A 23,239-nucleotide genomic window follows, 5' to 3' on the forward strand; every position below is an offset into this window, starting at 1 on the left:
CCGTGACCGACGAACCGTTGTACGCCACATTCGGCTTCACCGACGCCGAGTGGGGGCTGCTGGTCGGGCTCCCGCAGTCGGTGCTGACCGCCGCGAGCGTGGCGACCCATGACAGCGCCCGCAAGACCCGGGCCGAGACGGCTGCCGGCCTCGACCAGATCTCCGACGCCCGCGGCTCGGCCAGCCGGCTGGTCACCGCGATCGCCACGGCGGTGCTGGACCAGACCGGCGACCCCGACCGCGGCGAGGAGCTGCCGGCCATCGAGCCGGCCGACCCGGTGGGCTACGGCCAGGACGTCGTGGGCCGCGCCGCCGAGGCGTCCGCCCTGCTGGCCGCCAAGGCCGATCCCGCGGACGCGGAGACGTACAAGCACTGGCTGGTGGAGATCGCGGAGAGCGTGGTCGGTGCCGCCTCGTCCGGTGGCGTGCTCGGTCTCGGCGGCGACGTCGTGACCGACAACGAGCGTGCCTTCCGCGACGCCCTGGCCAAGGCACTGGCCGACTGATTCCCGGCCCGGGGCCGCGCCGGAGACCTGGTGACCGGCGGGGCCCTGGGCCGGCCCGCGTTCCGGTGGGATGCTCGGACCATGGTGGTGGACGAGTCCGCGTGGGCGCGACCGGCGGCGGCGCTGCGGCCGTACGTCGCGCACTACTCCGGCTGGCGGCAGTGCGGGGTGCCGCCGACGACCCACCGGGGGCTGCCCTCGCCGTACCTCACGCTCGTGCTCACCCTCGACGATCCGCTCGTCGTGCACGCCCACCCGGACGGCCGCCAGGCCCCGGGCAGCTACGACGCCCTGCTCGGCGGCCTGCACCTGGCCCCGGCCCTGATCGCCCACGGCGGCCGGCAGTCCGGCGTCCAGGTGGCCGTGCACCCGCTCGGCTGCCGCACGCTGTTCGGCCTGCCCGCGGGTGAGCTGGGCGGCCTGGACCTCAGCCTCGCCGACGTGCTCGGCGGTCCCGGGGTCGAGCGGCTGCGCGCCCGGCTGCTGGCCGCCCGGAGCTGGCCCGATCGTTTCGCGGCGGTGGACGCCGCCCTGCTCGCCCTGGCCCGGCACCACGAGACCGAGGTGCATCCCGACGTCTCGTATGCGTTCGGCCGGCTGCTGGCCACCGGCGGCCGGCTGCCGGTCCGCGACCTGGCCGGCGAGGTGGGCTGGAGCCCGCGCCACCTCACCGACCGGTTCCGGGTGGAGACCGGCCTCGGGCTCAAGGAGGCGGCCCGGGTGGTCCGTTTCGACCGGGCCCGGCGCCGGTTGACCCCCGGCACGCCGCTGGCCCGGCTCGCCGCCGACACCGGCTTCTACGACCAGGCGCACCTGGCCCGCGAGTTCCGGTCCCTGGCCGGCTGCTCACCGTCGCGCTGGCTCGCCGACGAGTTCACTTTCGTCCAAGACCATCCGCGCTCCGGCGCGCAGGATGAGGGTCATGAGTGATCCGAAGACCCCGCCACCGCAGGTGTGGCCCACGCTGCGGGCCCGGGACGCCCGGGCCCTGATCCGTTTCCTCGTCGACGCCTTCGGTTTCGTGGAGGTCGCCGTCTACGGCGAGGGCGACCAGGTCGCCCACGCTGAGCTGGCCTGGCCGCCGGGCGGCGGCATCATGCTGGGCTCGCACCGCGACGACCCGGACGACCCGTGGGCGCTGCGGCCGGGCACCTTCGGCGCGTACGTGGTCACCGACGACCCGGACGGCCTGCACGACCGGGCCCTGAAGGCCGGGGCGACCATCGTCCGCGAGCTGAACGAGACCGGCTACGGCTCACGGGAGTTCGCCGTCCGCGACCCCGAGGGCAACCTGTGGTCGTTCGGCACCTACCGCGGCGAGCCGGTCCCGGCGGCGTAACGCAGCACGACCGCGCCACCGTCGAACGGCCTGCTCTCCACCAGCCGCAGCGCCCGCCCGCGATCGCGTCGTACATGACCCGGCTCATCGCCCACGTGTCCGCCTGCCGGAAGAAACCGTTGAGGTAGGCGGACTCGGGCTCGCCCGACGGGAACGGCTCCCAGAACTGCCCGTCCGCCCCGGCGATGCGCCCGTCCAGCGTGGTCTGCGTGTGCACGACGATGCTCCGCATCCCGGCAGCCTATTGCTTTCCGGCGGCTCGCTGGACGATCAACCGCCGAGCAGACGCCGGGCGTAGGCCGCTGCCACCGCCGCCGCCCGGTCGCGGACGCCGAGCTTCGCGTACGCGTGCAGCAGATGCGTCTTCACCGTCGCCTCGCTGATGAACAGGCGCTTCGCGGTCTCCCGGTTGGAGCAGCCCTGCGCGATCAGGCCCAGCACCTCCAGCTCGCGCTGGCTCAGCTCCTCGCGGGCCGGGGAGCGCAGCTCGCCCATCAGCCGGCCGGCCACCGCCGGGGACAGCACCGACTCACCGCGGTACGCCGCCGACACCGCGCGGAACAGCTCCTCCCGGGGCACGTCCTTGAGCAGGTAGCCGGTCGCGCCCGCCTTGATCGCCGGCAGCACGTCGCTGTCCGTGTCGTACGTGGTCAGCACCAGCACCCGGGCCGGCACGCCCTGCTCGCGCAGTGCCCGGATGGCCGTCACGCCGTCCATGCCCGGCATCCGCAGGTCCATCAGCACCACGTCCGGCTGGACCGCCCGGGCCACCGCCAGCGCCTCGTTGCCGTCGGCGGCCTCACCCAGCACCCGGAAACGCTCGTCGCCGGCGAACATGCCGCGCAAGCCGTCGCGGACCACCGGATGGTCGTCGACGATCAGCAGGCCGATCATGCGGCCGCCGCCACGTGCAGCGCCGGTACGCAGGCCGAGATCGCCGTGCCGGCGCCCGGTTCGGACTCCACCGCCAGGGTGCCGGCGATCCGCTGCACCCGGTCCCGCATCGCGGTGAGCCCGTAGCCACCGGCGTACTCGTCGGTGCGGGTATGGGCCGGGTCGAAGCCGGCGCCGTCGTCGCGGACGTCCAGGGTCACCAGATCCTCCATGTAGGACAGGGTCAGCGCGACCCGGCCCGCCGCCGCGTGCCGGGCCACGTTGGCCAGCGCCTCCTGGGCGGTACGCAGCAAAGTGGCCTCGATCTCCGGCAGCAGCGGCAGTGCGGTGCCGGTGGTGATCAGCTCGGCGGTCACGCCGTGGCGGGCCGACCACCCCTGGACCACCTCGGCCAGCGCGTCCGGCAGCGTGGCCCCGGTCAGCGGTTGCGGGCGCAGCGCCTGGACCGAGCGGCGGGCCTCGGCCAGGCTGTCGCGGGCCAGCTGCCGGGCGGTGTCCAGGTGCCGGCGCCGGTCGCTCTCCCGGTCCGCCGCCTGGTCGGCCGCCTCGAGCTGGGTGACGATGCCGGTCAGGCCCTGGGCCAGCACGTCGTGGATCTCGCCGGCCATCCGCTGGCGCTCGTCCAGCACGCCGGCCTCCCGGGCCTGCACCAGCAGCTGGGCGTGCAGGCCCGCGTTCTCGGTCAGCGCCGAGGCCAGCTTGTCGTTGGTCTCCGCCAGCTCGCGCATCATCTCGGCCCGCCGGGCCGCGTGGTCGCTGTTGAGGATGGACAGGTACGTCATCGACACCGCGATGCCGATGTTGAACGCCAGCAGGATGAGGAACGCCACCAACACCTCGGCCGCGGCCCCGAGATTGCCGAAGCCGCCGATCTGGGAGACCGCGGTCAAGCAGGCGACTGCGCCGGCCCCGGCCAGCCGCCACCGGCCGCGCAGGACGGTGCCCACGTACAGGTAGCCGGTCCAGGCGAAGAACCCGTAGAAGGGGTGGCACCAGATCAGCAGCCCGATCAGCGCGAGCAGCCCGACGAAGAAGACGACCATGACCCGCGGCCGGTCCGCCCACCCGGGATGCAGGGTGACCATCCACAGCAGCCACCCGAGCGCGAGCAGCACGGCGGCGAAGGTGATCGGCAGGCCCTGGCGCGGCACCCCGATGTCACCGGCCGCGAGCACCATCACGGTCGAGCCGGCCAGCGCCACGTACGGCATCAGCAGCAGCCGCCGGTCGGCACGGCGCTGGCGGATCTCGAGCCGCTGCACGTCGGACATCGTTCCTCTCACTCCCAGCGGAACAGTCTGGCCGCCGCCAGCCCGAACACCAGCATGTACGCCACCAGTACAGTAAGCGACCCCCAGGCCGGCCACTGTCCGCTCATCGCCTCCTGCACGGCCCGTTCGCCGGCGCCCAGCGGGGTCAGGTCGGCGATCCGCCGCAGCACCTCGGGGAACACCTCGCGCGGCGTCCACAGCCCGGCGAAGAACATCAGCGGGAAGAACAGCAGGGTGCCGATGGTGTTGGCCGCCTTGCCGCTGGGTGCCACCGCGGCGACGAACAGCCCGATGGCGAACGCGGCGCCGGCGGTGGCCAGGAAGGCGAGGACGAAGCCGACCGGTTGCCGCGGCAGGGCCACGTCGAAGATCACCCGGCCGATGATCAGCACCAGGACCAGCGAGCCGACCGCGGTGAGCAGGCTCATCACCAGCTGGGCGCCGAGCAGCGCGACCGGGCGGGCCGGGGTGGTGGCCAGCCGGCGCAGGATGCCGCGCTCGCGGTAGGTGGCCAGCACCATCGGCGCCACCTGCAACCCGAGCGAGGCCAGGGTCATGATGATCGCGATGGCCACGTACAGGTCGATCACGCGCTGGCCGTCGAGGTAGTCGTTGGGTTTCCGGAAGGCCGGGATGCTGCCCAGGATGACGACCAGGACGGCCGGGAAGGCGAAGATCCAGAAGAGCTGCATCGGCTCCCGCACGAAGAGCCGGAACTCGGCGCGGGTGAGTTTGGCGAAGACCCTCATCAGGACTGCTCCTCCGCGGTGGCGCGCCCGGTCAGCCGGACGAAGGCGTCGTCCAGGCTGGCCTGCTCGACGCGCAGGTCGTTGGCGATGATCCGGTGGGCGGCCAGCGCCGCCGTGACGGCGTGCAGCACGTTGCCCTCGCCGATCACCTCCACCTGCGTGCCGTGCCGGCGCACCTCGCGAACCTCGGCCAGGCCGGTGAGCACGCCGTCGTCGAGCGGCACGGACGGCCGGAAGCGGATCCGCTGCTCCACCGAGACCCGGGCGATCATCCCGGCCGGGGTGTCCAGCGCGACGACCGTGCCCGCGTCGATCAGGGCGACGCGGTCACAGAGCCGCTCGGCCTCCTCCATGAAGTGCGTGACCAGCAGCACCGTGACCCCACGGTCGCGCACGGACTCGACCAGCCCCCAGGTGTCCCGGCGGGCCTGCGGGTCCAGACCGGTGGTCAGCTCGTCCAGGATCGCGATGGCGGGGTTGCCGATCAACGCCAGCGCGATGGACAGGCGCTGCTTCTGCCCGCCGGAGAGCTTGGCGTACCGGGTCGTCAGCTTGCCGCCGAGGCCCAGCTCGTCGGCGAGGCGGCGCCAGTCGGCGGGCTCGGGGTAGAAGGCGGCGTACAGCTCCAGGGCCTCGCCGGCGGTCATCTTCTCGGGCAGCTGACTCTCCTGCAGCTGCACACCGACCAGCCGGCGCAGCTCGGGGTCGCGCGGGTCGCGGTCCAGGACGGTGATCGTACCGGCGTCGGGCGTCCGCAGCCCGGCGATGGACTCGACAGTGGTGGTCTTACCGGCGCCGTTGGGGCCCAGGACGCCGAAGATCTCGCCGCGCTCGACGGTGAACGACACGTCCCGGACCGCCACCGTGTCGCCGTAGCGTTTCTGCAGGTGGTCGACGCTTATGACTGGCATACGCCCAGCGTCGCAGCGGACGCCGGGCGGCGAATCGACCAGCTCGCGAGTCCACCGGTCAACCGATCGGTGGACCCGGGACTACACCGTCGCCTCGGCGCCCGTCTCGCTGGGCTTGCGGCCGGAGACCGCCGCGTACACCGAGCCGACCTGGGCGGCGACCCGCTTCCACGAGTACGCCTGGCGGGCCCGGTCCAGCGCTGCGGTCGCGTACGCGAAGCGCCGTACCTTGTCGTTGACCAGCCGCCGCAGCGCGCCGCCCAGCGCCCGCGGGTCGCGGGCCGGGACCAGGTCACCGGTGAGGCCGTCGACGACGGTCTCGTTGATGCCGCCGACCGAGGTGCCGATGACCGGCACGCCGCAGGCCATCGCCTCCAGCGGGGCCAGCTCGAACTGCTCCTGCCACGGCGCGGCGACCAGCAGGTCGGCCGAGCGGTACCAGCGGGGCATGTCGGCGCTGGGCACGTTGCCGACCAGCCGCACCCGGTCGGCCACCTGGTAGTGCTCGGCGAGCGCGCGCAGCTTCTTGGCCTGCGGGTCCGCGGCGAGCTGGGCCGCGGAAGGACCGCCGACGACGACGTACTCGGCGCCGGGGAGATAACGCATGGCCTGGATGACGTCGCCGTAGCCCTTGCGCTCGACCAGCCGGCCGACGGACAGGATGCGGGGACGTTCCGGGTCGCGCTCGACCGCGGGGCCCTCCGGGGTGAACCGCTCGCTGTCGACGCCGGCGGGCACCACGGTCAGCTGGGTGCGGGGCACGCCGATGCGCACGAGCCCGCGGACCTCGTTCTGGGTCTGGGCGACGACGCGGTCGACCGCCCGGCCCAACGCGCGCTCGTAGCCGGTGCGGGTGGCGCCACTGCCGGCCGGTCCGGCCTCGCCGAGTTCGTGGAACGACTGGACGACCGGGATGCCGACCTGGCGGGCGGCGGTGACCGCGGCCAGGCCGCTGGTCCAGAAGTGGGCGTGGGCGACCTCGGGCAGCCAGTCGGTGTCGCGCCACTCGGTGCGCAGCCACTGCGCGAAATCGCCCATGTGCGACAGCAGCTGCTCGGGCGGCAGGGCCAGCGCGGGGCCGGCCGGCACGTGCACGACGTGCACGCCTTCGCTCATCTGCACGATGGCGGGCAGGTGCGGATCGTCGCGGCGGGTGTAGACCCGCACCTCATGGCCCTGCTCGGCCAGCGCCGCGGAGAGTTCGGCTACGTGGCGCTGCTGAACGCCGGTGGTGTCGCGGGTGGTCAGCGGGCTCGCGTGCTCGGAGATCATCGCGATACGCACGGGGTCCTCCTCCAACAGCTTGAGTCCGGGAGAAAGACCGGAGTTGAGGCTGTGATACGCGGCGAGACATGCCCGTCACTCAAAAGCGTAAACATGCCAAGTGCCGGGTACGTGTACCTCGTGGCTATCGTCAAGCGTACCGTCCAGGCATCCCCGGATCAGGTCTTCGCCGTGCTGGCGGACGGGTGGACCTACAGCGACTGGGTCGTGGGCACGGTGCACATCAGAGACGTGGACGAGCACTGGCCCCAGGTCGGCGCCCAGCTGCACCACAAGGCCGGGCCGTGGCCGTTGTCACTGCACGACAGCTCGACGGTGCTGGCCATGGTGCCGGACCGGCTGCTGAAGCTGCGCGCGGGCCTGTGGCCGCTCGGCTCGGCGGTCGTGGAGCTCGTGCTGGACCCGCTGGCCGACGGCGGCACCCGGATCACCATGAAAGAGGACTTCGAGGCCGGGCCGCTGCTGTTCGTCCGTAACAAGCTCAACGACCTGGTGCTGCACCGGCGCAACATCGAGTCGCTGCGCCGGCTGAACGACATCGTGCTGCGCTCTTCCACCAAGGGAGCGCAGACATGAGCGAGCTTGCGAGCGAATCATCAGCTCAGCGCCGGACGAATGTCATCGCCGGAGCGCCAGCGGAGGCGATGGCATGAGCCAGGTCGTGGTGATCGCCGGCGCGAGTGCCGGGGTCGGGCGCGCGGTCACCGCGGCGTATGCGGCCCGTGGCGCCAAGCTCGCCCTGATCGCCCGCGGCCGGGCCGGGCTGGAGGGTGCCTCGTTGGAGGCCCGGGCGACCGGGGCTGCCGACGTGCGCACGTTCCAGGTCGACGTGGCCGACGCCGAGGCGGTGCAGGAGGTCGCCGACGAGGTCGCGCGCGACTGGGGCGACATCGACGTCTGGACCAACGACGCGATGGTCTCGGTCTTCGCCCCGGCCTGGGAGGTCACCCCGGCCGAGTACAAGCGGGTCACCGAGGTCAACTTCCTCGGCACGGTGCACGGCACGCTGGCGGCGCTGCGGCACATGCGCCGGGCCGGGCACGGGGCGATCGTGCAGATCGGCTCCGCGCTGGCCTACCGGGGCATCCCGCTGCAGGCGCCGTACTGCGCCACCAAGCACGCCATCCAGGGCTTCAACGACTCGCTGCGGGCCGAGCTGCTGCACGACGGCAACCGGGTGAAGCTCTCGATGGTCCAGCTGCCGGCGGTCAACACACCCCAGTTCTCCTGGGTACGGACGCGGCTGCCCCGGCACCCGCAGCCCGTCCCGCCGATCTACCAGCCGGAGGTGGTCGCCCGGGCCGTGCTCTGGGTGGCCGACCACGGCAAACGCGAGATCAACGTCGGCGGCCCGACCCTGAAGACCCGGCTGGGCAACATCGTCGCGCCCGGACTGCTCGACCGGTACCTGGCGCGCGACCAGCAGGGCTACGAGGGTCAGCAGACCGCCGACCCGATCGACCCGGCGACCTGGCAGGACAACGTCGACAAGCCGGCCGACGAGGAACGCGACCACGGCGCCCACGGCGTCTTCGACGACCAGGCCCGGACCAGCTCGTTCGCCCTATGGGCGGCGATGCACAAGCCGGTGGTCGCGGGCGTCGTCAGCGCCGGGCTGGGCGCGGCAGCGGCGGCGCTGTTGCGCCGCCGCTGAACCTCAGCGGTAGATCGCTTTGTGCGCCGTGCTGATCGCGGCCTCGTAGAGCCGGCCGGTCAGCGCGCGGTCCCGGGCCAGTGCTGCCCGCGCCGCGTTCGCCCCCGGCGCCCCGTGCACACCGCCGCCCGGGTGCGCCGAGGCGCTGGCCAGGAACAGCCGGTCGACCGGGGTGTCCGGCCGGCCGAGCCCCGGGATAGGACGCAGGAAGAGCTGCTGGAACGCCGCTGCTGTGCCGCCGCCCAGGGCTCCGCCGACCAGGGACGGGTCTTCGCGTTCCAGGTCGGCCGGGGAGAAGACGTTGCGCCCGACGACCAGCCGGCCGAAACCGGGGGCCTGCTGCTCCAGCACGGCCTCCATGCGCTCGACGTGGGCGGCGATGTCCTCGGCGGCCCACTTCTTGCGATGCGGCAGGTGGGTGTACGCCCACACCGACTCGGTGCCCTCCGGCGAGTGCGACGGGTCCGCGGTGGTCATCTGCCCCAGCAGCAGGAACGGGTCCGGCGGCATCTCATCCACGGCCAGGTGGGCGGCGTACCGGGTCAGGCCGTTGAGGTCCGCGCCCAGGTGCACCGTGCCGGAGCCGGCCGCGGCCGGGTTCTTCCAGGGGATCTTGCCGTTGACCGCCCAGTCGACCTTGACCGTGGCGCCGTCCCAGCGGAAGAACTCCAGGTCCTCCTGGAACCGCGAGGGCAGCCACCGCGAGCCCACCATGTCGAGATACAGCGCGGGAGCCGGGACGTCGGCGAGCACGGCCCGGCGGGCACGCCAGTTGCGGCCGTCCGCCGTGCGTACCCCCATGGCCTTGCCCCGCGCGACCAGGATGCGGGTCACCGGGGTGCCGTAGGTGATCCGCCCGCCGCGCGACTCCAGCCGGGCGACCAGCGCGGAGGTGATCTGCTGGGCGCCGCCGACCGGGACCGGCCAGCCGTACTCCTGGCCGAGCATGGCCAGCAGCCAGCCGTAGACGCCGCCGCCCGCGTCCTCCGGTGACAGATCCGTGTGCAGGGCGCAGCCGGCCAGGGCGAGCTGGGCGCCCTCGCCCTCGAACAGCTCGCCGCCCAGCTGACGGACGGACAGCACGAGCCGCCGGGCCAGCCGCAGAGAGCCGCCGACGCGCAACTGCCGGGCCAGCTCCAGGCCGGAGCGCACCGGCGGGAACGGCGTGAAAAGCACGTCGAGCATCTGCTTGGAGACGTTCCGCCAGTCGTCGTAGGCGTGCCGCCACCGTTCCCCGTCGCCGGGGGCGAACTGCTCCATCGAGGCCATGGTCGTCTCGAGGTCGCGGTTGACGGTGGCCGCCCGGCCGTCCGGCAGCAGATGGGTCAGCACATCGGGGGCATTGGTCCAGCTCAGTCCGTGCTCCCCGAGCTCCAGCCCGCGCATCACCGGCGAGGCGAAGCCCAGCGGATAGAAGGAGCTGAACAGGTCACTCAGGTAGCCGGGAGCCGTCACGAAGCCGGAGCGCACCGCGCCGCCTGGATGGGGCGTCGCCTCCAGCACCTCGACACTCCAACCGGCGTCGGCAAGCAGGTTCGCCGCCACCAGCCCGTTGTGTCCCGCCCCGATGACTATCGCGTCCGCACGTTCCACGTCACCCGCCGCCTCTCGTCGCGCTCGCCCTACCCTGTCGAGTTTGTCGCAAACAAGGTGCGGGTAGTGCTGTGTGTGCACGGCGTGACGGAAGAGGAGCCCCACCATGACTGCCGTTGACGCCCGTACCGAAGCGAATCCGCTGCCCACCCGCTTCCGCCAGCTGCACTGGTCGACCTGGCGCGGAGTGCTGTGGCGCAGTGTCAACGGTTACCTCGACGACGACTGCGGGGACCTTGCGGCCGCCCTGACCTACAACGCGGTGCTCGCCGTCTTCCCGGTCGGCATCGTCGTGGTCGCCCTGGTGAACCTGGTGACCGACGGCCGCACGGCGGTCAACACGATCCTCGGCATCCTGGAGGATCTGGGCGCCGGCTCGATCGTCGCCGACCAGAGCCTCAGGGACGTGCTGGACGCGATCATCGTGCAGCAGAGCTCCGCGAAGGTACTGCTCGGCTTCGGTCTGCTCGGCGCCCTGTGGTCGGCGTCGAACTACGTCGGGGTCTTCACCCGCGCGTCCAACCGCATCTACGGGGTGCGCGAGGGACGGGCGTGGTGGAAGCTGCGCCCGCTGCAGATCGGCCTGAGCGCGATCGCCCTGGTCCTGATGGCCACGGTCGCCGCCGGGCTGGTGATCAGCGGCCCGCTGGTGGACGCGGTCGGCAATGCCCTGCACGCCGGCGAGGCGGCCAAGCTCACGTACTCGATCGGCCGCTGGCCGGTGCTGGTGCTGATCCTGATGCTGCTGCTCTCGCTGCTGTTCTGGATCGCGCCCAACGTCAAGCAGCCCCGGTTCCGCTGGCTCACGCTCGGCGGTGTGGTGGCGTTGCTGGTCTGGGCCCTCGCCACCTTCGGCTTCGGCCTGTACGTGGCCAACTTCGCCTCCTACGACAAGACGTACGGCAGCCTCGGTGCCGTCATCGCGTTTCTGGTCTGGCTCTACCTGTCCAACTCGGCCCTGATGCTCGGTGTCGAGATCAACGCCGAGGTGCAGCGCGGCCGGCAGCTCCAGGCCGGCAACGAGGACCCGGACCCGCCGCTGCAGCCCCGTGAGGTTCCCGACGACGACAAGCCGGGCGACCCGGTTTAGCCGAGCGCCGGCCGGGCACGTCTTCAGTCGAGGGCCGCGGAAGCGACCCGGCACCACGGCAAGGCGGGGCAACAAAACTGAAGGGGAATCACCGTGAGTACAGTCACCGAGTCCGTTGACGTCAACGTCCCGGTAACCACCGTGTACAACCAGTGGACCCAGTTCGAGGAGTTCCCTCGCTTCATGGGTGGGGTCGAGGAGATCAAGCAGCTCGACGCCACCACCACGCACTGGAAGACCAACATCGACGGGGTCAAGCGGGAGTTCGACGCCAAGATCACCGAGCAGCTGCCCGACGAGCGGGTCGCCTGGACCTCGATCGAGGGCTCCAAGCAGGCCGGCGTCGTGACCTTCCACCGGCTCAGCGACACCACGACCCGGGTCACCTGCCAGATGGACTTCGAGCCGCAGGGCGTCGCGGAGACCGCCGGCGACAAGCTCGGCTTCCTCGACCGCCAGGTCAAGGGCGACATGAAGCGCTTCAAGGAGTACATCGAGCAGCGCGGCACCGAGTCTGGCGCCTGGCGCGGCCAGGTGGACCGCCCGGGAGCATGATCGCGTGAACCACGGAACGGCCGCCGGTGTCCCGGCGGCCGTTTCGCCGTCCGGAGCCCGGGTACGCCACAGACATGACTGATCGCGAAGACGGCGTGTGGCGCAACGAGGAGAAGACCTCGGTGAAGGACCTCAGCGAGGCGATGGCCACCTGGGACACCGACGGCCAGGGCGACCCGACGGACAACGACGCGGGCCTGGAGCAGGCGTTCGGCCACGACGCCCAGGTGAAGAACGAGGTGGGCCAGACGGACCCGGACCGCGAAAGCCGCCCCAGCACGACGGGCCGCAGCGGACCGCATTGATTCAAGTTCCTCGACCCGGCTGTTCTAGCCGCCGGCTGCTGGGTCTCAGCCCCAGACGGTGACGCTGCCTACCTCTGTTCCTACGTTCAGGGTGTAGCGGTTGGGGGCTTTTCGCCAGGTTGCGGGGGCCAGGGTGGTGTTGGTCGGGGCCCGGGTCCGGTCGGCCCACGGGACGGCGACCAGGGCTGCGCCGCCTCGGAGGTGCAGGCGGAGGGGCGTACCCGGGGGGATGGCGACCGCCACCTCGCCCACGCCGCCGGCCACGATGATCGGGACCGTGCCGCGGGGGGCCGGGAGCCGCATGCTGACCAGGCCGGTGCCGGAGCCCAGCTCCAGGCGGCTGAGCCGACCGGCCGACAGGTCCAGGTGCTGTTCGCCGGCTCCCGCCGGCAGGCGGATGTCCCAGCTCACTGCCCGGTTCAGCAGGATCTCCACGGTGTCGGGGCCGTCCGCGCCGGTCGGGCGCAGGCCCAGCCGGACCCGCCCGTGGGTGCCGGTGACCGCCGGCGCTAGGCCCGAATCGGCCGGGGTGCTGATCCGGTAGAGAAGTCCGGGCAGGTCTGCGAGGCGCACGTCGACCCTCGACGCCGCGTCCCGGACGATCAGGAAGGCTCCGGTCCGACCGTGCAACGCGCCCGCCGAGACGTGATCCTGCGGACCGTCGGCGGCGGGCATCTGCCGGGCGCCGAGCATCGTCACTGGCGCGCAGCCGGCCCCGAATAGACCCACCAGGGCGGCGGCGAGCAGCGAAAAGACGGCTCGCGAACCGATCGTGGACCGACGATGACGCTGCGCAGTAGGCACCATCGGACAACATGAGATCGGCCGAAAGGGTGACGGTGAAGCACCCAAATCGGGCCACAATATCCGGATGCGTTCAGCCGGTTTTCTGTCCGAGCGTCAGCGCCGCCTCGCGTGGGTGGGTTTTCTGCTCGCCGCGTTCCAGGCCCCTGCCGCCGCCCAGCTCATCGACGACGCCTCCTGGCTCTTCGCCGTGGTGGTCGCTCTGCTCGTTGCCGCTGTGATCATCGCCGACGACACCCAGCGTCGGCGGCCCACCACGGAGTAGTCCCCGGACCTCTCCGAGTCACCGTCACCCGGTCCCGAGCCCGCGGGCTCGGGACCCTTCACGCCTGGTCGCCGCCGTGGCCAGGTGATGGCCGCGGTCAGCGGGCCTCGTGGCCTTCGCGCCCCCGGGTCCGCCTGCGTTCCTTCAGCTCCGCCTCGTAGAGGTGGCGCCGCCCGCCGGCCAGTTCGTCCCGGGCGTCCTTCTCGAGCGCGCGGAACTCGGCGTAGTAACCGTCGTCGAACTCCTCGACCAGCTGGAACGTCCAGTGCCCCGGCACGACGTTGCGCCCGATCAGCTCCTGGGCGATCCGCTCCGCGAGCTTGGGCTGCCCGGCCTGGACGAACAGCGACACGGCCTCGTCGAGCTTGAAATCGGCCTCGCCGATGAGCTGGTGCAGCGAATACAGGTGCCCGCGGACCCGTTCGACAGTCTCCAGGGCCTCGCTGAGCTTGCCCAGCGCCTCCACCGTGACGTCGTCCACCCCTTCGGGCCGCCGGTGCTCGCTGTCCGGGCCGTCCACCATCCGTGCCTCCCTCTACCTCAAGGTCCGGTCCCTGGCTTTCCCCACCGGCGCGAGTTCAACCGAGCTGCACCGGTCGGAGACACCGTTGGCTACCCTGCGGTCTCTAGCTTTCTTCTTATGAATGGCCTGTTCAGCGGCGCTGCCGCCCGTGCTGCCCTGCGTTCCGCCCACGCCTGCCTCGAGGAGCTGATGGCGTCCGTCGGCACCGGCGGCCTCGACGCAGCGACGCAGTCCCCGGGACTGCTCGCCACCGTCGACCAGCACGCCGCGGGCATCCGCGACAGCCTGTCGTCGGACGTCCGCCCGCTGACGGCGGTCATCCTCGCCGCCTACGCGGAGGGAGTCCGCGATGCGGCGTTCAGGCACGGCTGGCGCCCGCCGGTCGGCCCGATCGACTGGGCCGAGAACGACTGGGTGCTCAACCGCCTGCTGGCGGTCTGCTCGCTCACCCGCACCCTGCCCTGATCTCCCGCTGACAGGCCACGCCGACCCTTCGGGGCCGGTACCGGAAATCCGGTGCCGGTCCCCTTTCATGTCCGGGCCGCCCTCGTCAGGCAGCCGGTCCGTCATCCCGTCGCGCCCGGATGACCTGCGTCTTCTCCCCGTCCGCGGGATCACTCTGCTGGGGCAACGCCTGCCGCAGCTCGCTGCGCGAGATCACCACCGTGCTGTCCCCATCAGCCCCGTCGGGCACTGTCCCGCTCCGCTGCCCGGTGACATCGGCCGTCGTCTCCGCGTCGTCAACCACCGCGCCCGCATCTCGGACCTGGCCGTCGGGGTCGTCGCCACCGCTTCCGACCGGGGCACCGCTGCTCTGGCCTACCGGGGCTCCTTCACTCCCACCCGGCCGGCCCAGGGAAGACTCGTCAGCGGCCGCGTTTCCGGGCCCGGCCGGCGGCGAGCCCGCCGCCGACGCCGAAACAGCACCGGTGGTGTCCTCGACCGGTCGTTCCCCCGGCCCGCGACCGTCATCGGAACGGGGACTGGAATCGGTGCCGTCATCCGGACCACCGTCCGCATCCGAAGCGCTGACGGAGCCGCGGACGTCCGCGGCCGGACTGTCGGCCTCGCGGCGGTCACTCGGCCGGGATGACGAACGGCCGCCATCATCGGATCCGTCACCGCCGCCCGAGCCGGGCACGTCCACCCCGCCCTTACCGGCATCCGGCCCATCGCCCGCGCGACCTCCGTCAGCCTCTCGGCCGTGATCCCGGTCAGCGCCGTCGACAGCCTCACGGCCGTCGTCCCCGCCGCCACCGTCAACCTCCCCGACGTGATCCCGGCCGCCGCCGACAGACTCCCGGCCGCTACCGCTGGCAGCCTCCGGCCCGGCAGCTTCCCGGCCGTCATCGGCAGCCTCCGGACCGTCATCCCGGCCACTGCCGGCAGCCTCCGGCCCGTGATCCGGGCTGCCGCCCGCGGAGCCGTCGCCCGGCCGGCCGTCGGCTCCGGCGTCGAGATGCAGCCAGGTCGTCGTCTCCGCCGTGTCCACCGGAACCGGATCGTCGAACCCGGGCACCACATGCGGCAGGTCATCACTGCCGGGCCAGGGCCGCTGCATCGGAATGACCTGCGTCCGCTCCCCCGCCGCCTCAGCCGCCCGCCTCCGCTCGGCTTCCTCAGCCGCCAGCGCTTCAACCCGCTCAGCCTCAGCCCGCTCAGCCTCGACCCGCGCCGCCTCAGCCGCCGCGGCCGCCCGCGCCTGCTGCTCCTCCTCGTCGATCCGCGCCTGCTCGTCAACCCGTGCCTGCTCGTCAATCCGAGCCTGCTCATCGATCCGTGCCTGCTCAGCCAGCCGAGCCTGCTCAGCCGCCAGCGCCGCGGCCCGGGCCGCTTCCTCCTCGGCCGCCTGCTTGGCCGCCGCCGCGCGGGCCCGCTCGTCCGCGTAACTTCGGGCATGCTCACGGATCGCGGCCGACTCCGTGCTCGCCCGCTCCAGCCAGATCTCCCACCGTCGCTGCATCGGGCGGATCAGTCCGCCGCCCACGCCGACGATGAGCACCCCGGCCACGGTCGCCAGCACCGCGATCAGCACCGGCTGGGTCACCGCCGTGGCGATCTGCACCTGGTCCAGCGCCGCGATGACGCCCAGCGCGACGATCAGCCAGTACGCCGCCTGGGCCAGCACCCGTCCGTAGGCCAGGCCGCCGAGCGCGCTGCCGATCAGGTCGCGCACCGCACCGCCGATCGCCGCGGCGACCACGATGATGACGATGGCCACGAAGGCCCGGGGCAGCCAGCCGATCAGCGCGGTGAGCAGGTCGCTGACCGCGTTCGGGCCCCAGATGCCGAAGGCCAGCTGGAGGGCGAAGAGCAGCACCGCATAGAACGCGATCTTGGCGCAGAGGTCGCTGGGCTCGACCCGGCCGCCCAGGGCCCGTCCGATGGCGCCGCGTTCGACGGCCCGGTCGAAGCCGATCCGGCTCAGGGTCTTGACCACCACCGTGCGCACCAGCCGGGCCAGCACGTAGCCGATCAGCAGGATGGCGAGGAAGGCCAGCGCCGTCGGCACGAACAACAACACGGAACGCCACATGTCGCTCAACGCATCGCTCAGATCGGCACCGCTCATCTGCTCTCCCTGGAAGGTGTCAGCGGCCGGTGTCTGTGCGGCCTGCGCCGACCATAGGTCGCCGGTCCCCGATCCGCACCGTCTGCGCCGGGCCCGGCCTCAGGAGCAGGGGTTGCCGTCGATCACGCAGCCGCCCGGCAACGCGGCCAGCAGCCCGGCCACCTGGAAAGAGAAGGTCACCGAGCCGCCCGCGGGCACGGCTGCTTCCCCGGACGGCGTGAACGTCACCGTCTCGCCGTCCTGAGCCACCGACGCTCCGGTCGCGGTCACCGTGTTGCCGCCGGGCACGGTCAGGGCCACCCGCCAGCCGGTCACGTCCCCGGTCCCCGGGTTCTCGATGCGGACCGTTCCGGCGTACCCCAGGAGACCGTCCTCGGCAGTGTCGGTCACGTAGCTGATCGTCGCGGTCAGCGGAAGCGGCGGCGCGACAACCGGCTGCGTCATGACCGGTTCGGTCGGTGCCGCGGTCGCCGCCGGCGGTGGATTCCCGGGGCCCGGGAGCGTCACGGCGTCCGGCAGCGGACCCGCGGTCCCGGCGGCGCGCGTGGCCCTGACCGCGACCGTGGAGGTGCTGGTCGCGGCCGGGTCGGTGGGCCGCTCGGCGACCGGTTCCACGCCCGGCAGCGCGGGTTCGAGCGGGAGCAGACCGCCGGTGGGCCCGGGGGTGGGCCCGGCGGCCGGGGCCTGCGCGCGCGGCGAGCCCGCCGGGCCGCTCAGCGCGGCATAGCCGAGGCCGAAACCGGCCAGGATCACGACGGCCGCGGCGGCGATGATCGCGAACCGGATCCGGCGCTGCGACTGCTGTCGAATGTGCGACACGATCGGCGCCGGGACCGCCCGGGGCGGTGACGGAGCGGGAGCAGCCGGGAGCACCGGCCCGGCGGTGGCCGGCTCGTCCGCGTACGGCGGCACGGGGTCGAATTGCTGCAGCTCAGCGACGTATCCCATGACGCCGCGGCTGGGCCGGGGGCGCGGGTTCTCGGTCACGGCGGGACTATAGGCAAGTCGAGATCACAGGCGCCAAGGCCGATTTCCGTACGGCCGGACTACGCACCGTGAGATCACGCGTGATCGGGTCACGGGCCGCACAACCGCCTCACCCTGGCGTACCGGGCATAATCGGACGTCCGTACGGTGCCCCCATCGTCCGAACGGCCGAGGCGGGCTACGCTCATCTCATGGTCGGCATGGGGAGCTCTCTCGCGATGACCACGCTGCCCGATCAGACCGGCGTGCCGCCGGAGCGCGCCCTCGACTGCGCTGAGCTCGTCCGCCGACACCCGTGGGCGGCGACCTCGCTGGGCCCGGCCGAGGCGTGGGATCCCGTGGTGCGCGCGACGGTCGACATGTTGCTCGCCTCGCCGGTGCCGATGGTGCTCGCGTACGGCGATGACCACGTGATGATCTACAACGACGCGTACGCGGAGGTTCTCGGCGCCCGGCACCCGGCGGCGCTGGGCCGCCCGGCGGCCGAGGTCTTCGGCGAGCTGTGGCACACCCCCGGCGTCGGCGGCGTCATCGCCGACGTCTACCGCACCGGGCAGCCGTTCCTGGAGGCGGAGACCCAGGTCGCCGTGGCCCGGGGAGCCGCCGGGCACGTCGAGCAGGCTTCCTTCACCCGCGGCCACTCGGTCATCCGCGACCTGCACGGCGGCATCGTCGGCGTGCTGACCGTCGCCGCCGAGACCACCCAGGTGACCCGCCGGTTGCAGAGCCTCGGTGACCTCACCGCCCGGCTGGCGTCGGCGCTGACCATCGACGACGTCGCCCGGGTCGTCCTGGCCTACGGGATGACCTCGTTCGACGTCGACCACTGCGTCTTCGCCGTCGACGACGGCACGGAGTTCCGCTACGTCCGGCGCATCCGCGGCGAGATGATGGACGAGGCGGACGAGCGCCTGCCCCCGCTGTGGAAGAGATTCGCCCCCGACCCCGACTCACCGATGGTGACCGCGGCGCAGACCGGCCGCCCCACGTTCCAGGCCGACGGCAGCCCGCTCGCCAAGATCGCCAGCGACCGGCACGAACGCCGGATCCGCGCCCTGGCCGCGATGCCGTTGCGCACGCCGTTGCTGCGCGGGGCCCTGACCATGGGTTACCGCACCGCGCACACCTGGCTGCCGGCCGAGCGCGCTCTGCTCTACGCGGCGGCCGAGCTGGTGGCCCAGGCGGCCGAGCGGGCCCGCCGCTTCGAGGCTCAGCACGGCACCGCCCAGCTGCTGCAGCGCAGCATGCTGCCGGAGCACCTGCCGGAGCTCGACCGGTTCCGGATCGCGGCCCGCTACGACGTCGGCGTGGACGGCAACGCCGCGGGCGGCGACTTCTACGACGCGTTCGAGCTGTCCGACGGGCGCCTGGCGATGGTGCTGGGTGACGTGGCCGGGCACGACGTGCGGGCCGCCGCCGTGATGGGCCAGGTCCGGGCGGCGCTGCGCGCGCTGGCGCTGACCGACCCGGCGCCGGGCACCGTGCTCGCAGGGCTGGACCGGCTGGTCGGCTCGCTGGGCGCGGAGTCGCGCAACGAGGAGATCTTCGTGACCGTCGTGTACGGGGTCCTCGATCCCACCGACGGCACCATCACCCTGGCCAGCGCCGGCCATCCGCCGCCGGTGCTGCGTCGCGCGGACCCGGAGGGCGGCCCGGCCAGCGCCGAGCTCGTGCTGGTGCCGCCGGGCGCGCCGCTCGGCCTGGGCGGCCGGTGGCGCACGACGGTCCTGCAGCTGGAGCCGGGCGACTCGATCCTGATGTTCAGCGACGGTGTCGTCGAGCGCCGGGACCGGCCGCTGAGCGCGGGCCTGGCCGACCTGGTGGCCGCGGCCGCCGGCGCGACCAGCGGCGACCCGCGCAACCTGTGCTCGCTGGCCACGGCCGCGGTGTCCGGCAGCACCGACGACGACGTGGCGGTCCTGGCCGTGGAGCGGGCGGTGGCGCTGAGCCGGTCGGCCACGATGCTGGTGCCGGCCGAGCCGACCGGTCCGAGCCGGGTCCGCCAGTGGATGTCGACCCGGTTGCGGGAGTGGTCGGTGCCGGAGCCGGTGATCGGTGCGGCCATCCTGTGCACCAGCGAGCTGACCACCAACGCGCTGCTGCACGCGGGCACCCCGGCCCAGGTGCACATCGACCTGAGCGCGGAGCGCCTGCTGGTGTCGGTGGCCGACACGGGTACGCGAGGCAGCGTGACCCGGGCCCGCACGGACGCCCTGAGCAGCCGGGGCCGCGGCCTGGGCCTGATCGAGGAACTGAGCGACACCTGGGGCACGGACCCGACGGTGCGCGGCTCCACGGTCTGGTTCGAGATGCTCATCCCGCCGCGTTGATCCACCGCCGGGAGTTTGCCGGCGCGGGACGGGGTAAATGCCGGGTATGACAGCCAAGCCGGGAGTCCTCTTCGACGTCGACGGCACCTTGGTCGACACCACGTACCTGCACGCGGTGGCGTGGTGGGAGGCGCTGCGCCAGTTCGACCACGACGTGCCGATGGCCGAGATCCACCGGGGCATCGGCATGGGCTCCGACAAGATCATCGACCACCTGCTCGGCACCGACCGGGACAAGGGCGCGGACGAGGAGATGACCACCGCCCACGACGTCCTCTACGGCGCCTGGTGGGAGCGTCTGCGCCCGCTGCCCGGCGGCGGCGACCTGCTGCGCGCCTGCGCCGATCGCGGCCTGGCCGTGGTCCTGGCCTCGTCGGCCAAGGAGGCCGAGCTGAACATCCTGCGCAAGGTCATCGACGCCGAGGACGCGATCACGGCGGCGACCTCGTCCTCGGACGCGGAGCAGAGCAAGCCGGCCCCGGACATCCTCGAGGCGGCGCTGGAGCAGTCCGGGATCGACCCCCACCAGGCAGTCTTCGTCGGCGACGCGGTCTGGGACGTCAAGGCGGCGGCCCGGCTCGACATCCCGTGCATCGGCCTGGCCTGCGGCGGCACCAGCGCGGCGGAGCTGACGGCGGCCGGCGCCGTGGCCACCTACAAGGACCCGGCGGAGCTGCTGCGCGACCTGGAGAACTCGCCCATCGCGGAGCTGCCGAGGTAGCTGGAGCTGCCGGGACAACTCGCCTGGTGAAGCCGGCGGCGATCGCCCCGCCGCAGAGTGCCGGTTACCCGCGCTGTTCCGCGGTCCGCGGTCGGTCGCCCGCGAACAGCGCGAACAACGCCAGCGCGACCGCCAGCCCGGCCGCCACCGAGATGGCGAAGCCGCGATCCATCCCCTGCGGCGCCAGCATCACCCCGGCGATCAGGGCGACCACGGCCGCGGCGACCATCGCGAGGCGGGCGGTCCGCTGCGTCGCGACGGCACCGCGGACGCCTGAAGCATCCTGAGGCCCGGTGCCGGCCTCCCCGCGCTGCAGACGCCAGACGCTCACGGCGATGACCGCGGCGCCTCCGGCACCGGCGACGCCGGTCACCATGAAGGGCACCGCCATGCCGTACAGGCCCGGGCCCGCGGTGGTGGCCCCGGACAGGGCGAGCATCGTGAACACGACGGCCGCGATGCCGTGCTGTACCACGCTGCGACGCAGCCGCCGCCGTTCGGGATCCGTCATTGCGTTCTCCGCCCGCAGCTCTGGTCGCGTCATCTTCCCACGCGACACCCGCACGGCCCGGTCACCTCGGTCCGGCCGACCATCCCCGCGGCCGGCAAAGGCCGGGGCGGGCAGGGACCGAACCCGACACAAGGCCGGGCGCTACGGCCGGCGCCAGTCGTTGCCGGTCAGGTGGGAACCGGCCTGCGGCCCCATGTTGAGCATGCCGCCGTCGACCGGCCACGAGGATCCCGTCACGTAGGTGGCGCCGGGCCCGGCCAGGAAAGCCACCACCGCCGCCACCTCGCGGGCGTCGCCGGGCCGCCCCAGCGGCACGCCGGGCCGTTCGACCCCGGTCGGATCCACGTCCTCCTGGCCGGTCATCGGGGTGGCGATCTCCCCCGGTGCCACGGAGTTCACGGTGATGCCGTGCTCGCCCAGTTCCAGCGCCATGACCCGGGTCAGCAGGCCGAGACCGCCCTTGGCCGCGCAGTACGCGCCCGCGCCGACCCGCGGCTGCGTCTCGTGCACGCTGGTGATGTTGATGATCCGGCCGCCGCGGCCCGCCTCGACCATCCGGCGGGCGGCCCGCTGCGCGCACAGGAACGGCCCGTCCAGGTCCACGGCGAGCACCTGGCGCCACTCGTCCCAGCCGGTGTCCAGCACCGGGGTGGTGGTGCCGGTGCCGGCGCAGTTGACCAGTACGCCGATGCCGCCCAGCGCGTCCGCCAGCTCGTCGATGACGTCCGCCGCCCCGGGCAGCCGGGTCAGGTCGAGGTCGCGGATCTCGGCGCGGCGGCCGGCTTTGCGGACCTCGTCGGCGGTGCGCTGCGCGTGTTCGTCGTCACGGTAGCTGGTGATGCCCACGTCGTACCCGTCGGCGGCCAGGGCGACCGCGATCGCCCGGCCGATGCCGGATTCCGAGCCGGTCACGACCGCCACCCGGGGATGATTCGTGCTTTTGCCCGTCATGGGCGCCGCATACCCCCGCGGTGTCGCGACAATCACGCCCGCGACGGCATGTTTTACCCCCGCTACGGGCAGTGCAGAGCGGTGCAGCTGTCCGACCTTCTCTTCGCCCTGCTCGGTGTGGGCGCCCTGCTGGCCGGAATCCTGCCTCGGGTCCTCGAACGCCGTCCCCTGTCCATGCCGATCGTCTTCCTGGCCCTCGGGATGGTGGTCTTCGCCCTCCCGCTCGGCCTGCCGGACGCCGATCCGCTCGCCCATCCCAAACTCACCGAGCACCTCACCGAGGTGTGCGTCATCGTCGCCCTGATGGGCGCCGGCCTGAAGATCGACCGGCCGCTGACCAGGCGCCGGTGGTCGTCGACGTGGCGACTGCTGGCCGTCGCGATGCCCGTCACCATCGCCGCGGTCGCCCTGTTCGGCTGGTGGTGGGCCGGGCTGGTGCCGGCCAGCGCACTGCTGCTCGGTGCGGCCCTGGCCCCGACCGACCCGGTGCTGGCCGCGGACGTCCAGGTCGGCGAGCCGACCGGCGAGGAGGATTCCGAGGACGAGGTGCGGTTCGCGCTGACCTCGGAGGCGGGCCTCAACGACGGGCTGGCCTTCCCCTTCGTGTACGCGGCCATCGCGCTGGCCACCGTCGCCGCGACCGGGGAGAGCTGGTTCGGCGAGTGGGTCCTGAAGGACGTCCTCTACAAGGTCGCCATCGGCGTCGTCGGCGGCCTGCTCATCGGCCGGTCACTGGGTCGGCTCTTCTTCCGCGCCCACAACCGCAAGCTCCGGCTCGCCCATCACGCCGAGGGCTTCCTCGCGCTGGCCGCGACGTTCCTGGCCTACGGTCTGGTCGAGGTCGCCGGCGGCTACGGCTTCCTGGCCGTCTTCGTCGCCGCACGGGGCATCCGTTCGGCGCAACGGTCGCACGAATACCACCAGGTGCTGCACGACTTCGCCGAGCAGATCGAGCGGCTGCTGACCGTACTGCTGCTCCTGCTCCTCGGCGGCGCCGTGGTCGGCGGCCTGCTCGGCCCGCTCACCTGGCCCGCCGCCCTGGCCGGGCTGGCTCTGATCTTCGTGGTCCGGCCGGTGGCCGGCTTCCTGTCGCTGCGCGGGGCGCCCGGCCACGCCGCCGAGCACGCGGTCATCGCGGCGTTCGGTATCCGGGGCATCGGTTCGATCTACTATCTCGCGTACGCGTCGACCCACGCCACGTTCCCGGACGTGGATGTCCTGTGGGCGACAGTAGCTTTCGTCGTGGTCGTGAGCGTGGTGTTGCACGGCGTGGCGGTCACGCCCGTGATGCGGCTTCTGGACCGATACAACGAGCGGTCCCGCACGCCCGAGGAACGCCACGCTCAGTAGTCGCCGTAACGGTGAGTAATCCGCATGCCGCGAAGTCGTAGTTCTTTTAGGACATTGAACCCGGGTGTAGTGGC

25 protein-coding genes are annotated in these 23,239 nt (G+C 72.6%); 13 read left to right on the top strand and 12 right to left on the bottom strand.

The window, feature by feature from the left end; all coding sequences use genetic code 11:
* Positions 1 to 2: 2 nt before the first annotated feature.
* The 3 genes from Aau02nite_RS23270 to Aau02nite_RS23280 all read left to right on the top strand — a co-directional run bounded on the left by Aau02nite_RS23270 (position 3) and on the right by Aau02nite_RS23280 (position 1,845).
* Entirely contained in the window at positions 3 to 506 is a 504-nt protein-coding gene (locus Aau02nite_RS23270) for a hypothetical protein (RefSeq protein WP_212990662.1), read from the top strand.
* Between the two features lie 81 nt (positions 507 to 587).
* Entirely contained in the window at positions 588 to 1,436 is an 849-nt protein-coding gene (locus tag Aau02nite_RS23275; protein WP_212990663.1) for a helix-turn-helix transcriptional regulator, read from the top strand.
* Positions 1,429 to 1,845: a VOC family protein gene (locus Aau02nite_RS23280; protein ID WP_212990664.1), complete on the top strand. Its 417-nt coding sequence runs from the start codon at positions 1,429 to 1,431 to the stop codon at positions 1,843 to 1,845. The genes Aau02nite_RS23275 and Aau02nite_RS23280 overlap by 8 nt, the downstream gene beginning before the upstream one ends.
* A 270-nt stretch (positions 1,846 to 2,115) precedes the next feature.
* Here the strand turns inward: Aau02nite_RS23280 and Aau02nite_RS23285 are convergent, their stop codons facing one another.
* The 5 genes from Aau02nite_RS23285 to Aau02nite_RS23305 all read right to left on the bottom strand — a co-directional run bounded on the left by Aau02nite_RS23285 (position 2,116) and on the right by Aau02nite_RS23305 (position 6,954).
* Complete coding sequence (locus Aau02nite_RS23285) at positions 2,116 to 2,739, bottom strand: response regulator (RefSeq protein ID WP_212990665.1); 624 nt, start codon at positions 2,737 to 2,739, stop codon at positions 2,116 to 2,118.
* Complete coding sequence (locus tag Aau02nite_RS23290) at positions 2,736 to 4,010, bottom strand: sensor histidine kinase (RefSeq protein ID WP_212990666.1); 1,275 nt, start codon at positions 4,008 to 4,010, stop codon at positions 2,736 to 2,738. Before Aau02nite_RS23290 ends, Aau02nite_RS23285 begins: the two co-directional genes overlap by 4 nt.
* A gap of 8 nt (positions 4,011 to 4,018) precedes the next feature.
* Complete coding sequence (locus tag Aau02nite_RS23295) at positions 4,019 to 4,759, bottom strand: ABC transporter permease (RefSeq protein ID WP_212990667.1); 741 nt, start codon at positions 4,757 to 4,759, stop codon at positions 4,019 to 4,021.
* Positions 4,759 to 5,670, bottom strand: a complete 912-nt coding sequence (locus tag Aau02nite_RS23300) for an ABC transporter ATP-binding protein (protein WP_212990668.1) — start codon at positions 5,668 to 5,670, stop codon at positions 4,759 to 4,761. The genes Aau02nite_RS23295 and Aau02nite_RS23300 overlap by 1 nt, the downstream gene beginning before the upstream one ends.
* 81 nt (positions 5,671 to 5,751) lie before the next feature.
* On the bottom strand, positions 5,752 to 6,954 hold the full coding sequence (locus Aau02nite_RS23305; protein WP_212990669.1) for a glycosyltransferase: 1,203 nt from the start codon (positions 6,952 to 6,954) through the stop codon (positions 5,752 to 5,754).
* 120 nt (positions 6,955 to 7,074) lie between these two features.
* Here Aau02nite_RS23305 and Aau02nite_RS23310 point away from each other — a divergent pair, with 120 nt between their 5' ends.
* Entirely contained in the window at positions 7,075 to 7,530 is a 456-nt protein-coding gene (locus Aau02nite_RS23310; RefSeq protein WP_212990670.1) for an SRPBCC family protein, read from the top strand.
* A 73-nt stretch (positions 7,531 to 7,603) separates the two neighbouring features.
* The gene (locus Aau02nite_RS23315) at positions 7,604 to 8,608 is read left to right on the top strand and encodes an SDR family oxidoreductase (protein ID WP_212990671.1); all 1,005 of its coding nucleotides are present in this window, start codon (positions 7,604 to 7,606) and stop codon (positions 8,606 to 8,608) included.
* A 3-nt stretch (positions 8,609 to 8,611) separates the two neighbouring features.
* Here the strand turns inward: Aau02nite_RS23315 and Aau02nite_RS23320 are convergent, their stop codons facing one another.
* Positions 8,612 to 10,201 (bottom strand): phytoene desaturase family protein, encoded by a 1,590-nt coding sequence (locus Aau02nite_RS23320; RefSeq protein WP_212990672.1) that lies wholly within the window; start codon positions 10,199 to 10,201, stop codon positions 8,612 to 8,614.
* Between the two features lie 106 nt (positions 10,202 to 10,307).
* Between Aau02nite_RS23320 and Aau02nite_RS23325 the strand changes: the two genes are divergently transcribed.
* From Aau02nite_RS23325 to Aau02nite_RS23335, 3 genes are all read left to right on the top strand, one after another.
* Positions 10,308 to 11,291, top strand: coding sequence for a YihY/virulence factor BrkB family protein (locus Aau02nite_RS23325; RefSeq protein WP_212990673.1), 984 nt, complete (start codon positions 10,308 to 10,310; stop codon positions 11,289 to 11,291).
* A gap of 93 nt (positions 11,292 to 11,384) precedes the next feature.
* A complete protein-coding gene (locus Aau02nite_RS23330; protein WP_212990674.1) occupies positions 11,385 to 11,846 on the top strand; it encodes an SRPBCC family protein in 462 nt (153 codons plus the stop codon).
* A gap of 74 nt (positions 11,847 to 11,920) precedes the next feature.
* Positions 11,921 to 12,151 carry a hypothetical protein gene (locus Aau02nite_RS23335; protein WP_212990675.1) on the top strand — a complete coding sequence of 77 codons (231 nt, stop codon included), beginning with the start codon at positions 11,921 to 11,923 and terminating at the stop codon, positions 12,149 to 12,151.
* Positions 12,152 to 12,196: 45 nt separating this feature from the next.
* On the opposite strand, the gene Aau02nite_RS23340 is transcribed toward Aau02nite_RS23335, so the two are convergent.
* Positions 12,197 to 12,844: a toast rack family protein gene (locus Aau02nite_RS23340; RefSeq protein ID WP_246595383.1), complete on the bottom strand. Its 648-nt coding sequence runs from the start codon at positions 12,842 to 12,844 to the stop codon at positions 12,197 to 12,199.
* Between the two features lie 178 nt (positions 12,845 to 13,022).
* Here Aau02nite_RS23340 and Aau02nite_RS23345 point away from each other — a divergent pair, with 178 nt between their 5' ends.
* Positions 13,023 to 13,220, top strand: a complete 198-nt coding sequence (locus tag Aau02nite_RS23345; RefSeq protein ID WP_212990676.1) for a hypothetical protein — start codon at positions 13,023 to 13,025, stop codon at positions 13,218 to 13,220.
* A gap of 97 nt (positions 13,221 to 13,317) precedes the next feature.
* Here Aau02nite_RS23345 and Aau02nite_RS23350 read toward each other — a convergent pair whose 3' ends face one another.
* Positions 13,318 to 13,743 carry a hypothetical protein gene (locus Aau02nite_RS23350; protein ID WP_212990677.1) on the bottom strand — a complete coding sequence of 142 codons (426 nt, stop codon included), beginning with the start codon at positions 13,741 to 13,743 and terminating at the stop codon, positions 13,318 to 13,320.
* 117 nt (positions 13,744 to 13,860) lie between these two features.
* Here Aau02nite_RS23350 and Aau02nite_RS23355 point away from each other — a divergent pair, with 117 nt between their 5' ends.
* Positions 13,861 to 14,208, top strand: coding sequence for a DUF6401 family natural product biosynthesis protein (locus Aau02nite_RS23355; RefSeq protein WP_212990678.1), 348 nt, complete (start codon positions 13,861 to 13,863; stop codon positions 14,206 to 14,208).
* A gap of 85 nt (positions 14,209 to 14,293) precedes the next feature.
* Here the strand turns inward: Aau02nite_RS23355 and Aau02nite_RS23360 are convergent, their stop codons facing one another.
* Together Aau02nite_RS23360 and Aau02nite_RS23365 are read right to left on the bottom strand one after the other, a co-directional pair.
* Positions 14,294 to 16,315 carry a mechanosensitive ion channel family protein gene (locus Aau02nite_RS23360; protein ID WP_212990679.1) on the bottom strand — a complete coding sequence of 674 codons (2,022 nt, stop codon included), beginning with the start codon at positions 16,313 to 16,315 and terminating at the stop codon, positions 14,294 to 14,296.
* 99 nt (positions 16,316 to 16,414) lie between these two features.
* Positions 16,415 to 17,302 (bottom strand): cellulose binding domain-containing protein, encoded by an 888-nt coding sequence (locus Aau02nite_RS23365; protein WP_246595377.1) that lies wholly within the window; start codon positions 17,300 to 17,302, stop codon positions 16,415 to 16,417.
* A 191-nt stretch (positions 17,303 to 17,493) separates the two neighbouring features.
* On the opposite strand from Aau02nite_RS23365, the gene Aau02nite_RS23370 reads away from it, so the two are divergent.
* Complete coding sequence (locus tag Aau02nite_RS23370; RefSeq protein WP_212990680.1) at positions 17,494 to 19,632, top strand: ATP-binding SpoIIE family protein phosphatase; 2,139 nt, start codon at positions 17,494 to 17,496, stop codon at positions 19,630 to 19,632.
* Between the two features lie 46 nt (positions 19,633 to 19,678).
* The gene (locus tag Aau02nite_RS23375; protein WP_212990681.1) at positions 19,679 to 20,353 is read left to right on the top strand and encodes an HAD family hydrolase; all 675 of its coding nucleotides are present in this window, start codon (positions 19,679 to 19,681) and stop codon (positions 20,351 to 20,353) included.
* A 64-nt stretch (positions 20,354 to 20,417) separates the two neighbouring features.
* On the opposite strand, the gene Aau02nite_RS23380 is transcribed toward Aau02nite_RS23375, so the two are convergent.
* Positions 20,418 to 20,897, bottom strand: a complete 480-nt coding sequence (locus Aau02nite_RS23380; RefSeq protein ID WP_212990682.1) for a hypothetical protein — start codon at positions 20,895 to 20,897, stop codon at positions 20,418 to 20,420.
* Between the two features lie 108 nt (positions 20,898 to 21,005).
* The gene (locus Aau02nite_RS23385) at positions 21,006 to 21,815 is read right to left on the bottom strand and encodes an SDR family oxidoreductase (RefSeq protein ID WP_212990683.1); all 810 of its coding nucleotides are present in this window, start codon (positions 21,813 to 21,815) and stop codon (positions 21,006 to 21,008) included.
* 81 nt (positions 21,816 to 21,896) lie between these two features.
* Here Aau02nite_RS23385 and Aau02nite_RS23390 point away from each other — a divergent pair, with 81 nt between their 5' ends.
* Positions 21,897 to 23,165, top strand: coding sequence for a cation:proton antiporter (locus Aau02nite_RS23390; RefSeq protein ID WP_212990684.1), 1,269 nt, complete (start codon positions 21,897 to 21,899; stop codon positions 23,163 to 23,165).
* The last annotated feature ends 74 nt before the right edge of the window (positions 23,166 to 23,239 follow it).

The sequence above is a fragment of the Actinoplanes auranticolor genome (assembly GCF_018332655.1).
GTDB lineage: Bacteria > Actinomycetota > Actinomycetes > Mycobacteriales > Micromonosporaceae > Actinoplanes > Actinoplanes auranticolor.